The 11,484-nt window shown below is 54.0% G+C and carries 12 protein-coding genes; 7 read left to right on the forward strand and 5 right to left on the reverse strand.

What is annotated here, in order from left to right:
• Positions 1 to 17 precede the first annotated feature (17 nt).
• On the reverse strand, positions 18 to 2,651 hold the full coding sequence (locus tag FF011L_RS01280; protein ID WP_218932932.1) for a GDSL-type esterase/lipase family protein: 2,634 nt from the start codon (positions 2,649 to 2,651) through the stop codon (positions 18 to 20).
• Positions 2,652 to 3,513: 862 nt separating this feature from the next.
• Here FF011L_RS01280 and FF011L_RS01285 point away from each other — a divergent pair.
• The 5 genes from FF011L_RS01285 to FF011L_RS01305 all read left to right on the forward strand — a co-directional run bounded on the left by FF011L_RS01285 (position 3,514) and on the right by FF011L_RS01305 (position 6,782).
• Entirely contained in the window at positions 3,514 to 4,191 is a 678-nt protein-coding gene (locus FF011L_RS01285) for a response regulator transcription factor (protein WP_145349592.1), read from the forward strand.
• A gap of 2 nt (positions 4,192 to 4,193) precedes the next feature.
• On the forward strand, positions 4,194 to 5,615 hold the full coding sequence (locus FF011L_RS01290; protein WP_145349593.1) for a sensor histidine kinase: 1,422 nt from the start codon (positions 4,194 to 4,196) through the stop codon (positions 5,613 to 5,615).
• Between the two features lie 159 nt (positions 5,616 to 5,774).
• Positions 5,775 to 5,996, forward strand: coding sequence for a hypothetical protein (locus FF011L_RS01295; protein ID WP_145349594.1), 222 nt, complete (start codon positions 5,775 to 5,777; stop codon positions 5,994 to 5,996).
• 83 nt (positions 5,997 to 6,079) lie between these two features.
• Positions 6,080 to 6,556, forward strand: coding sequence for a PepSY domain-containing protein (locus tag FF011L_RS01300; RefSeq protein WP_145349595.1), 477 nt, complete (start codon positions 6,080 to 6,082; stop codon positions 6,554 to 6,556).
• 7 nt (positions 6,557 to 6,563) lie between these two features.
• Entirely contained in the window at positions 6,564 to 6,782 is a 219-nt protein-coding gene (locus FF011L_RS01305) for a hypothetical protein (RefSeq protein WP_145349596.1), read from the forward strand.
• Positions 6,783 to 6,969: 187 nt separating this feature from the next.
• Here FF011L_RS01305 and FF011L_RS01310 read toward each other — a convergent pair whose 3' ends face one another.
• Positions 6,970 to 7,212, reverse strand: a complete 243-nt coding sequence (locus FF011L_RS01310) for an RNA 2'-phosphotransferase (RefSeq protein WP_145349597.1) — start codon at positions 7,210 to 7,212, stop codon at positions 6,970 to 6,972.
• Between the two features lie 255 nt (positions 7,213 to 7,467).
• On the opposite strand from FF011L_RS01310, the gene FF011L_RS01315 reads away from it, so the two are divergent.
• Entirely contained in the window at positions 7,468 to 8,424 is a 957-nt protein-coding gene (locus tag FF011L_RS01315; RefSeq protein ID WP_145349598.1) for an acetyltransferase, read from the forward strand.
• Complete coding sequence (locus FF011L_RS01320; protein WP_145349599.1) at positions 8,424 to 8,798, forward strand: hypothetical protein; 375 nt, start codon at positions 8,424 to 8,426, stop codon at positions 8,796 to 8,798. Before FF011L_RS01315 ends, FF011L_RS01320 begins: the two co-directional genes overlap by 1 nt.
• Before the next feature lie 102 nt (positions 8,799 to 8,900).
• Here FF011L_RS01320 and FF011L_RS01325 read toward each other — a convergent pair whose 3' ends face one another.
• The 3 genes from FF011L_RS01325 to FF011L_RS01335 all read right to left on the reverse strand — a co-directional run bounded on the left by FF011L_RS01325 (position 8,901) and on the right by FF011L_RS01335 (position 11,404).
• Positions 8,901 to 9,122, reverse strand: coding sequence for a hypothetical protein (locus FF011L_RS01325; protein WP_145349600.1), 222 nt, complete (start codon positions 9,120 to 9,122; stop codon positions 8,901 to 8,903).
• Between the two features lie 134 nt (positions 9,123 to 9,256).
• Complete coding sequence (locus tag FF011L_RS01330; RefSeq protein ID WP_145349601.1) at positions 9,257 to 9,862, reverse strand: MarC family protein; 606 nt, start codon at positions 9,860 to 9,862, stop codon at positions 9,257 to 9,259.
• A gap of 204 nt (positions 9,863 to 10,066) precedes the next feature.
• Positions 10,067 to 11,404, reverse strand: a complete 1,338-nt coding sequence (locus tag FF011L_RS01335) for an APC family permease (RefSeq protein WP_218932933.1) — start codon at positions 11,402 to 11,404, stop codon at positions 10,067 to 10,069.
• Positions 11,405 to 11,484: the final 80 nt, after the last annotated feature.

Consider the following 11,484-nt stretch of genomic DNA (forward strand, 5'->3'; position numbering starts at 1 on the left):
AGCAGAGCTTCTATAGGTTAGTTCGCTTGGTCGAATCGTTGGTCAAGCCGACGGTCAAACACGAATGGTTGGTCTGGATTTCCAGTAACTTGAACCTGTACTGGCGGAAAAGCTCCATTGACGACATCCAGTTGGACACGTGTGATGTTTGCCCCATACTTTCCCGGTTCATTCATCCATTGATGGCCATCGGCGTGCAGATACAAAATGGGTTTCTCGAATTCGGTAGCGGCTTGGACAAGAGATTCCTGAAACGTACCGATCTTGGAAGAGGCGCTTGCCTGCGCAAAGATTACGGCGGAATGGACTTCATCCTGATGAGCCGTCAACTGTTTTGCAATCCATTCGCCATTTTGCTCTAAACGTTTTTCCCATTCCTCCTTGTCGTGGACCTTGCCGCCAACTTTGTTAATGCCGATAAACAAGACTTGGTCCATTTGAAACGCGAAGTTTTCGGGGCGAGTGGACTGCCGCTCGACTTGCTCCGTCCCTGTGGGCAAATCCCATCTCTCATCAAACTTCATGAAGTGGTTTTGCCAGTAACCCCAGTGGCGATCTGGATCGACCTGGTCATTCCATTCATTGTCACCAGGCACGATGAAAGTCGGCAATCGGTTGCCAGTTGCTAATAGGTCTGCCACTTTCTCATATTGTGATTCCGGCCAATCTTTGATCTTGCCCGGCACGATGTCGCCACAATGAACAATGAATCGGCTGGAAGGATCGACGTTTTCCCGTTCAATATATTTCTTCAATGCCTGTTCCGCCGCAGGGGAATAAGGTCCGCAGCCCATGGCCGTGAAGGCAACCGGTTCGGTCGCTTGTGCCTGAACGCGAGCGAGGAACAAGCTGCCGTCCGCGCCATGTTCCTTGACTTTGTCTGTGATGTGTCCTTCACCCACAGTCACCCACGATTCATTGTCGTTGATGGACGCCACTCCGAAATTGCCCAGCGTCGCTCCACGTTCAGGGACAGCCACTTTTTCGGTCGACCGAATCAGATGAAGTCGGTCGGGATCTACTTGTGCGACGAACAGTGGGGCTCGATGTCGCATCACGTGGTCGTTGTTTGCTCCACGGCGTGTGTAAACCAGAAACAGGCCTTTTCCTGTTTCCAGCCAATGTGCTTGGGTGTTGTAGCTGCCCAGGTCGCTTCCGTCGTCAAAGGTCCATGCTTTGATCGGTCGGTAGTTCAAACCGTCGTCGGAAACTGTGACATAAGCACGCAAGTCATTTCGCATCGTCAAGAAATAGCGGCCCTGGTATTTGATGATCGACGGTTCATACAGTCCCCGTTTGACGTCCAGCTGAAGGACTTCACCATGTTCACGATAGCGGATGGTCTCGCCATCGAAGTCGCACCGAACGATCGTTGTGGCAAAAGGGGCCGAGTTGCCGCTGCGAATATAGAACGGAAGCAGCAATGAACCGTCGTCCTCGATGGTCCATTGGGCGCAAGCGCTCCGAGCGAAATCGAATTGTTCATCCTCGGGCATTTCCAGCCGCTTCCAAGAGGACCACTCGCCGCTGGGCTGCCGGATGGCGTACGCGGTTTGGTGGGATCGTTTCTTGTCGTTCAGTTGTTTTCCGTCTTCGCTGTATCGTACCTGGGCGCCAATCGCCAGGAAGCGACCGGTCGGCTGATGAAATCCGGGCGTCACGTCGGCGACGGCAACATTGATTCCTTCCGGTTCCGTCACCCAGTCAAGTCCCTGGTGCTGAGTTGGGCCCTGCCAATGTTTTCCAAAATCCTTGGTCTGCATCGTGCTAAGCCCGGAGAAATGGTCCGAGCGTCCCAGAAACTTTTGAACGGTCATCACAATTTCGTTTTCGTTTCCGATCGCCAATCGTGGATGAAACCATAGGGTTGGGTCTTTCGGATCTTCACGTTTGAGGACCGTTTCCAGCTGGATTTTGATCGGAACCAATTTTGTGTTGGGCGTCCCAATAGCTCGTAAAGTTTTCAGCACCAGTTTCGCAACCTCTTTATGTCCGACAGGGTTCGGATGGCAACCATCGGTTGTCCAGCTTGCTAAATCTGTCCCGGCCGCTTCGGCGTCGCTCCAATGTTCGTAAAGATCGATCAGTGGCAGGTCATTCTCCATCGCAACCTGGCGACATGCCTTTACGAATTCCTGAAGCGAGATGTTTGGAGATTCGCCAATTCCATTTACCGCTGCATTGGGCGCCAAAGGCGGAGGCGTCATCAAGATGGGCTCGATGCCCTCCAGGAGCAGTCTGCCGGCCAGTTCCTCTAGGTTTTTCTTGTAGGCAGCGACGGTGATACGGCTTTCGGTTTTTCCTTTATCGATGTAACTGTCATTCGTGCCATACATGATTAAAACAAAACGCGGCCGCAGGGCGATCACATCTTTGTCCAGTCGTTTCAGCGCCTGATCGGTTCGCTCGCCACCAATCCCCACGTTCAAAACTCGTTGCCCATGTTCCTTGCCTAAAATCGAAGCGAAGGTCTGGTTTGCAGAGACTCCAGGTCGAACACCTTTGGTGATCGAATCTCCCAACGTAATGATTGTTGGTCGCTCGCCATCCGTTGTCTGTGCAGGCAAGTTCCCGCATGCAAAAGTGAAGAGCAACGCGGTAGCAAGTGCAGTGAGCGTCGCACGTTGAAAGCGGTTTGTCGAAGGATTCATGGAGCTCTCGAGTGGAGGTTTAGGTGCGGCCTCGTTGCAAAATTTCATGTCCGCCTTTTTCAGATCCAAATTTCAGGATCCAGGCATTGCGGGACCGCACGTCATAGCCGTCATATTGTAGCCGCTCAAAACCAACATTCACGCTTCCGCCACAGGAGGGGACGCATTCACCACCGTCAAGCGAACCGATTGGTTCTGAAGTGATTGTTAAAGCTACTGCCTCACAGTGAATCACTGGGGCTACGCTTCCGGTTTTGAATGGATGTGCTTTCTCGGTGTCCCTTCGCGGTTCAAATTTCTCGCCATCCATAACGCGGGGGGACGGGTCCGCTACCGGTTCTGTCGCTTGGGGGGAGCCTTCAAAGAAGAGTGCGTTTTCTTGCACTGATCGCGGCTGATTGTCACGTTTCCGTTTCCGCCGTTTTTTATTTTTTCAAAAAGCGTTCCATTTGCCAAGCATTCGCCAACGATCGCTGCCTCAATCTTGCTGTGATCGGGGGGTGGTATGTGTAGAGGAATCAATTTGCTCTTTTAGGGAACCGGCGAAGCAAGCCAAAATCAGCACTGCGGAAGTGAGGACGGCGATGAATTGGACGGCGAACACGAAACTTGACATGGTTGTCTCCAGTGATCCGGTATCGGGGGAAAGTGTCTGTTGTCACTATCGCACCGCGACATAATGCTTCACTGAAGGGAACTTAAAAACGACTTTATCTCGGACAAGAACATTTATCTGGATCTTGAGTATCGCTTTTGTCGCGTCGTTGATAAAGAAAACTTTATCTCTGGCTTATGGTTTGCTTAGGTGGTTGGCTTATATTGAAATTCAAGTACCACTTTAACGTTTTGTTTCGAGTCTAAGATGAGTGTCCGAATACTGGTGATTGAGGATGAACCCGGAATCGCCGATTTCCTGGTTCGCGGTTTGGCCGAGGAAGGTTATGCGGTCACTCACGTCGCCGACGGCAATCACGCGTGGTTGCGACTGCAGTCGGAGACTTGGGATCTGGTGATTTTGGATTGGTGGTTGCCGGGCGAGGACGGGCTGCAGATTTTGAAACGGTTTCGGCAAAAAAATCGCACCACGCCGGTGCTGTTCCTGACCGCACGTGATGGGATTAGTGAACGCGTGACGGGACTGGATGCCGGTGCTGATGACTACTTGACGAAACCGTTTGCGTTTGAAGAACTATTGGCTCGCGTGCGGACGCTGTTGAGGCGTCAGGGGCAATCGGAATCGCTGCATTTGGAATACCAAGACATCCGGATTGATTTGGGGCAGCAACGCGCCACGCGTGCCGAAATGCCGCTTGACCTAACGGCCAAAGAATTGTCGCTGCTGACGATGTTCGTGCGGCATCCTGGGCGTGTGCTTTCGCGAACTCGGATTTATGAAACCGTTTGGGATGAAAACTTTGACGGAATGTCCAACACGCTTGAAGTGCATGTCAAAGATCTTCGTCGCAAACTGGAAAAGAACGGTCCACGAGTGATTCAAACACGGCGCGGTCAGGGATACATTCTGGAAATGTCACAATAACCATGAGCCTTACCAATCGCGTTAGTGTTTTCTTTCTGGCCGCGCTGGGCATTATCTTGGTCGTGTATTCGTTGGTGTTCTACACCGTGACACGCAAGCACATCGATTCACAGTTTGCCGGTGAATTGCGTGATGTGCTCGGTTCCCTGGTTGCGGCCGCGGAAGTCGAAGAGACTGAGGTGAAGTGGCAACCGCTGGAACATTCGATCGACTTTGGCGTTCATGACGAATTTGGTGAGATCCAGTGGGCCGTATTTGGCGATGACCATCGAATTGTCGAGCAATCTCGGTCGGCCGGTAACGACTTGTTTTCTCTCGCGGCGACTCGGGCGTACCTTAGGATCGCCAACACGACCAATACGGTGACGACCAGCAACGAAGGCGATTTGGTGTTGATGGGCGAACGAGTGGCGGCGCCTCGTCCGGTTCGCCTGCAACGTGAATTGGACGAATTCGACCAGCTTACGATCGTGGTTGGGCGTTCCACCGTTCCCCGCGATGCGATCCTATTTCGGCTTACCTCATTGGTGATGCTTCTTCCGCTGCTGGCATGGTCGATCGCGGCGATGCTGGGACGCTGGGTGGTTTCCAGGGCGCTTCGCCCGGTTGCCGCAATGGCCGACCAAGCCCAAGCGATCACCGGGAAGGATTTTCAATCAAGGCTGACGCATAGTGATGCTGGCGACGAACTGACGGAGCTTGGGACGGCGTTCAATCGCTTGCTCGATCGACAGCAGTCGGCGTTCGAACAGCAGAGTCGGTTTACAGGCGATGCTGCTCACGAATTGCGGACGCCGATCACGGTATTGCTGGGCCAGATCGACGTGACATTGCGTCGCCCACGAAGCGAACACGAGTACCGAGCGAATTTGCAGTTATTGCGTAATCAAACTCAGTCGCTGCAAGAAATCGTCGAATCGTTATTGTTTCTTGCTCGCAGCAACGCCGATTCCGCTTCGCCGTCGCTACGAAATATCGCCCTGAAATCATGGCTGGAAAATCAAGCGGACACCTGGTCAGCCCACTCGCGATTCTCCGATCTGCAGCTTGAAAGTCGGCTTGAGGAATCCACATTGGTTCGTGCGACACCGGCGCTGCTGGGGCGAGTTGTCGACAATTTGGTATTCAACGCAATGAAATACGGCGAAGCGGGAACTCCCGTGGTCGTCCGCTCGTTTGAAAAAGATAGCCAAGCGGTCATTGAGGTGGGCGATTCAGGGCCAGGCATCGCCGAGCAAGACTTGCCATTACTCTTCGATCCATTTTTTCGGTCCAGCGAAGCTCGCCGTCGAGGAATCGCTGGCACCGGCCTGGGACTGGCAATCGCCAGCCGAATCACTGAAACGCTCGGTGGCAGCTTGGAATGTGCGAGCACTCTAGGCCAGGGCAGTTGCTTTACGCTCTGTTTGCCGGTCGCAAATTAGCTAGCGTCCTAACCTTTTCTGCATGATGAACCCGATTTTATCTTCGCTTCAGGGTTCCCTTAACTGTCAAGGCGATACTTCTTTCAGACGCTGACACAGCGCCAGCATCGGCCGCGTTTATGCGGTCCCGTAAACACACTCTCCTGAAAGAGGGCCACCATGTTACGCTCGATCAAAGACGCGGTTTTACGTTACCTCACCGAGATGCCAGATCCTCGCGACGTTGATGCGATGTCGATGACGCTTCATCACTGCGTTCGCTTGGTTTACCCACAGCCGCAAAGTGAATCCATTTCATCAACGACACCCGCTGAGCAACGGACAGCGAATATGAAGTGGAATTTAGATTCACCTCAGCCACGCTTCATCAAGCCCGCCTAGTATTCATTTAGGTGTCCTGAAGCACACAAGTCGTTTGTGTGTGCAGAGCATCGACAAATGAATCCTTTTAATGGAGCCCGAACATGAATGCATCACTACTTTACTCGCTCGCCGCTGTGGCAATGATTCCCGTCGGCGCAATCTCTGCAGTCAGTGCGGTCGGCGAATCCCCCAACCGTCAAGTACTTTCGATGGTTGAAATCGTGCAGGGTTTGGAGAAAGAGGGTTATGGACCGTTCGCCGAGTTGTCGAGGGACGACGGCAGATGGGAAGTCGAGGCTCGCAAAGGAAACGAATCGTTGGAACTGACCGTTGACCCTCTCACTGGCAAGGTGCTTTCGCAGCACCGTGACGATCCGGAGCAAGCACCACCCGCCGAGTCGATGGCGTTGTCAAAATTGCTCCAGTCCGTTTTGGATCATGGCAGCTACAGGAACTTTGAGGAAGTCTCGTTTGAGCGGCGTTACTGGGAAATTGAAATTTACAAAGACGGACAAAAACGCGAATTGCACGTTGACCCCATAACCGCCAAAGTCATCGCCGATCGAATCGACGATTGATCGTATCGTGAGTAAAACCCTCGCGGCGGTGCCGGCTGTGGCAACATTCATCTTCAGTCTGGGGGATCGCAGTAGGCTCCTCGATAAGGATCCGTTCAGTCGCCCCCTGCTCTTCCGGGTGCTGGAAATCGGAATCCAGTGGTTGCCGATTTCAGCCTGGCGAATCGTACGTCCGGCGATCGAGGAATCGAATCGCGCTCGGCATCGTCGCGTCAGCCGAAGTTAGAAGCCTACAAGGTGAATGAGGCAATTGGCTGACTCAAGCGTTAGCGTAGAAGAGCGAGCGTCTGTAACAACGTTCGCCAGGGCGTGGAGATTTTTCCGCTGACTGGCGACGGCAGCTTCGGTCGTCAAATCCTCTCTGTGGCTACGCCGGCTAGAGCTTGGGATCGACCGGCACGGCACTTCCGGGCTTAAAGAGTGCGGGCTCGGATGCGAGTCCCATCGTCGCTCAAGGCGAATAGAGGTGGGTCTTGCCGGGTCAGTACCTGTTGGATCAGGTCCGCCGTGATCGTTTTGCCCGATGCATTGGCTTTTTCGACCAATTCGTCGATGGGAAGATACCCCTCTTCGTCCAGTTTTAAACCGATCGAATGGGGTTCGTGTCGCAATATATAAGTCAGGTATTTGCTGATTCGGCGGAGTCGTTTGTTCATGTTGGGTAGTCTAGCGGAAACGATGAGGACAGGAAACGACGGGTAGAACCGACGGTGAACCGTTCGGAGGGCGGCGATTTTGCCAATGATCGCCCTCCCCTTTCGTCGAAATCCCGCTCTCCGCCGAGCCGATCGTCGCTAGGGAGCAAGCCGCTAAATGGGACGGTCGATTCCGGACGCAGAGCTGACTGTTTTCGGTTTGCCGGCGCGAGGGTACATTTTACGTTTTCCCGAAAGTGCTCACAGGAGTCAGACGTGCCTCATTTCGATGTTTTTAATGGTGATGCGGATGGGATCTGTGCCCTCCATCAGCTTCGTCTCGCCCAGCCACGCGAAAGCACGTTAGTCACGGGGGTCAAACGCGACATCAATCTGCTGAAACGCGTCCATGGACAATCGGGCGACACGGCGACGGTGCTTGACATTTCGCTGGATAAAAATCGTGACGATCTGATGCGTCTTCTTGGCGAAGGCGTCCGCGTCGAGTATTTCGACCACCATTTTGCTGGCGAACTGCCGGAATCCCCGAACCTTACCGCACAGATTGATACCGCCGGAGACGTTTGCACGGGGCTGCTGGTCAATCGTTTCCTTGACGGTGCGTACCTTCCGTGGGCTGTGACCGCCTTGTTTGGCGACAACCTGCACGATGCGGCTCGGTCCGCCGCGGCTCCGCTTGATTTGAGTGAATCGCAACTGGGGCAGCTTGAAACGCTCGGCACGCTGTTGAACTACAACGGCTATGGAAGCACGATCGAGGACCTTTACTTTTCGCCGGATGATTTGTATCGCAAGATCCAACCCTACGCGGATCCGTTCGAATTCATCACTTCGGACACGACCTTTCAAACACTGCGTGACGGGTACGAGAGCGACATGGCACGTGCGGGGTCGATCGATCCGGTTATGGAAACCGAGCGTTGCGCTGTCTTCTCGTTCCCAAATGAATCGTTCTCGCGTCGCGTTAGTGGTGTCTACAGCAACCAATTGGCCCGCGACAACCCGCACCGCGCCCACGCGTTAGCCAGTTTGCTGCCATCGGGCGAATTCTTGGTCAGCGTCCGTGCACCGTTGGAAACCAAATCGGGTGCCGACGACCTGTGCCGACAATTCCCAACCGGCGGCGGACGCAAGGCGGCTGCAGGAATCAATCAGTTGCCGGCGGATCAGTTCCAGCCGTTTCTTGACGCAATGCAAAAGCAATTCAATTGATGGGTATTAAAGACTCGCCCCACATCCTGGCGCTGGGGACGATGACGGTGTTTTACGTTCCGTCACACAAGCTAGACGACCCGCGGTTTTTCCACGGGACGCAGACGGCGCGCTCGGCGATCCACGAATTTTTGATGCATCGCTACCGTGCCTACACGCATTCGCCTACGCCGGTCAAAGGCTACTGGATCGACCAATCCGCCCAGATCAATCACGACGTGATGGAGCGTTTCGAAGTCTCGTTTAACATCGAAAAAGAATTCAATCGCCTGATCGAATTCCTTGTCGATCTTTGCCTGCGATTAAGCGAAGACGCTATTTACGTCACCCGAGGTAACCGCAGCTATTTGGTGACAAAAGAAGCAAGCGAGTAGCCTGAGCCCGTGTCGGGCGGGAGCGACGCTCCATTTCTTTGTCTTGAGGCGGAGCTGTTTGCGAGCAAGCGGAGGGGGGCGATTGCTTCGCCCCCCTGCTGTTTATTCGGCAACCATCGGCACTTCGGCTTGGTCCACGTCGGTGGGCGCCATCGCCTCGTCAAGAGACAAAACATAAGCAACCATCGCCAAAATCATCAGCGTAATAGCGGTCCAGAACCGCCAGTCGTGATGAATCATCTTCTTTTTGCTGGCGGTGGAATGATCGGCATTGTGGTGCCCGTGACGATGGCTGTTCTGCTTATGATCTTTTTCTTGCGACATCTGTGTGACAATTATCGAAAAGAGTTATTTGCGGTTTCGCTCTCGCGGTCACCTTGGCGACTGTGCTACGGCGGGTTAATCATATCGCTCAAAGAGGTTCTGAACCACTCCTGGTGAACGCTCTCTCCGCAAGATTAACCGGGCGCTGTTGCTGCGTTCGCGAATGCATGAAAACCGGTTAGTGCAAACTGCACGCCCATCGCCAGGACGATCAATCCCATGAAGCGTGTCATGGTGTCCCGCAGGAATCCGCCCTGATTTTGGGAACCTGCGAAGCGGGCAGCCAGCAGCATCACTAACCAAGTGCAGAGGGTCGAAACGGCAATCGACACCAGGGCGGTGACCGGAAGTTTCAATTGTGTGTGTGCGGCCGAAAGGGTGATGACCCCGGTAATCGTGCCCGGACTTGCCGCAAACAGGATCAAGGGTGTCAGTGACCGAGGCGAATTAGAGGCGTCTGCATCGGGGTGACGATTGAGCATGGAGAATCCCATCCACGCCAGCACACCGCCCCCCGCGACCATGAAGGCATCCAGGGAAATGCCAAACATATGCAGCAACTGCGTTCCGACTAAAGCAGCGATCGAGAGGATCACAAGGATAGCCAGTGATGCCTTGGTGGCGTCGGACACCTTTTCGCCAAGGGATCGTTCTGTTTCTGCCGCAGTAAACATCGCTGCACAGATCGCAGGGTTCATCAACGAAAGCACGGTTGCGATAGCTTGAATTTGCTCATTCATTTTCAGTAGTATTCCTGTTAAGCGTCTGACTGGTGCGTTTCGAAACCCCAGCGAACGTTACGTTACCACGCCGATACGTGCGGTCGCGAAGAACCAAAGGCGGATGGATGTTTCAAGGGTGCCGGTCAAGAGAGGCATTCGAATCACGCGATTTCTAGGGGCTAAGCGATTGCCGCGGCAGCCTCGGTCCGTCGACAACCAACGTTAGCCAACTTCGTTTACATCGCTGGAAGTAGGCACCCTTCTCAGCTGAATTTTCCGTCCGGTGACGCCGCGGTAGACGATCTCAATTGCCAACGAAACGACGATCATGCCCACCAAGATCCACAGATGGTTTCGAGTCGCCGGATTCTCGTCGACCTTAATACACAGCAAAATCATAGCAATCAGCGTACTGAGCGCCGCTAGCCCGGACAACCACGCGTAGCTGTTGGTCTGTCCAGCTAAATGCAAGTTGGCCACGTTGACAGCCAAGAACAACAATAGAAAACCGGCACTGCCCATCGTCGCGATCGCATCTAAGGGCACAAAGTTCGCGACGACCAATGCCAGAACCGCGGTGATCAGTGTTCCTTCCAAGTGTTGGCCTCGAAACGATCGCTTCAGTTCCGACGGCAGTTCACCCGTCTTCGCGATGATGTATGCCAATCTTCCAGTGCTGTAGAACGTGGCGTTGATCGCCGAACTGGTCGCCAGCAATGCGGCAATCGCAATGGCGATGTATCCGGTCCTTCCCAGCACGTCCTGTGCAGCGACGGAAAGTGCGGTGTCGCTGTCCTGGGCCACATCCGCGAAACTAAGGTGGCCGACAACCACTATCACAATCAGCATATATATCGCGATCACGATAAGGACGCCGCCTAGATAGGCGATCGGCAGTGAGCGTTTGGGATTGGCCACATCCTTGGAGGCGTTGGCAATCAGTTCAAAGCCTTCGTAGTTCAAGAAAATTAGCATCGCTCCGGCGACTAAACCCATCGGCGATACGTAGTGCTCCGTCCCCAGTCGACTCCATTCCATTGGAGTGGCCAGGCCGGCCACGATGAAGCCGGCCAGAAGCAAGATCTTAACGATATTGAAAACATTTTCCGCTCGGACGACCAAGCTTCCCCCCAAGGCGTTGACGCCTACCAAGCCAACGATCACGCCGCTGATCAGCGTGTGAGTCCAGAAAGGTCGATCGGCCTCTGGGAAGAAGCAAGCTCCGTAACTGCCGAAGGCATAGGCATAAACGGCGACCAGCACGACGTAACTGAGCAGCAACAGGATGTTCGCTGCTCCGGTAAAGATGCCGTTGCCGAAAGCCCGGTTGAGGAAATCGACCGTACCGCCTACGCCGGGATACCTCAGCGTCAGTTTTAGATACGAGTAACTGGTCAACAACGCCACGATCCCAGCGATCAAGAACGCGATCGGTGCGCCACCTTTGGTGACGGTGATCGTCAGTCCGGTGACCGCGAAAATTCCACCCCCCACCATTCCGCCGATGCCGATGGATAGCGTGGAAAAGGTACCGAGTTTGGGCTCGTTGCTAGACGGCACAGAGGTGGAATCCTTCACAAGATTGAATTAAGAAACGAGATTCAAGGATTCTACCAGCGGCTATAAAAACCGGGCACCCT

Source organism: Roseimaritima multifibrata, assembly GCF_007741495.1.
Lineage (GTDB): Bacteria > Planctomycetota > Planctomycetia > Pirellulales > Pirellulaceae > Roseimaritima > Roseimaritima multifibrata.

What these genes read in the sequence shown, in the direction of transcription:
- FF011L_RS01280 (WP_218932932.1), bottom strand. Translation starts at nt 2,651, where the DNA reads ATGAATCCTTCGACAAACCGCTTTCAACGTGCGACGCTCACTGCACTT.
- FF011L_RS01285 (WP_145349592.1), top strand. Translation starts at nt 3,514, where the DNA reads ATGAGTGTCCGAATACTGGTGATTGAGGATGAACCCGGAATCGCCGAT.
- FF011L_RS01290 (WP_145349593.1), top strand. Translation starts at nt 4,194, where the DNA reads ATGAGCCTTACCAATCGCGTTAGTGTTTTCTTTCTGGCCGCGCTGGGC.
- FF011L_RS01295 (WP_145349594.1), top strand. Translation starts at nt 5,775, where the DNA reads ATGTTACGCTCGATCAAAGACGCGGTTTTACGTTACCTCACCGAGATG.
- FF011L_RS01300 (WP_145349595.1), top strand. Translation starts at nt 6,080, where the DNA reads ATGAATGCATCACTACTTTACTCGCTCGCCGCTGTGGCAATGATTCCC.
- FF011L_RS01310 (WP_145349597.1), bottom strand. Translation starts at nt 7,212, where the DNA reads ATGAACAAACGACTCCGCCGAATCAGCAAATACCTGACTTATATATTG.
- FF011L_RS01320 (WP_145349599.1), top strand. Translation starts at nt 8,424, where the DNA reads ATGGGTATTAAAGACTCGCCCCACATCCTGGCGCTGGGGACGATGACG.
- FF011L_RS01325 (WP_145349600.1), bottom strand. Translation starts at nt 9,122, where the DNA reads ATGTCGCAAGAAAAAGATCATAAGCAGAACAGCCATCGTCACGGGCAC.
- FF011L_RS01330 (WP_145349601.1), bottom strand. Translation starts at nt 9,862, where the DNA reads ATGAATGAGCAAATTCAAGCTATCGCAACCGTGCTTTCGTTGATGAAC.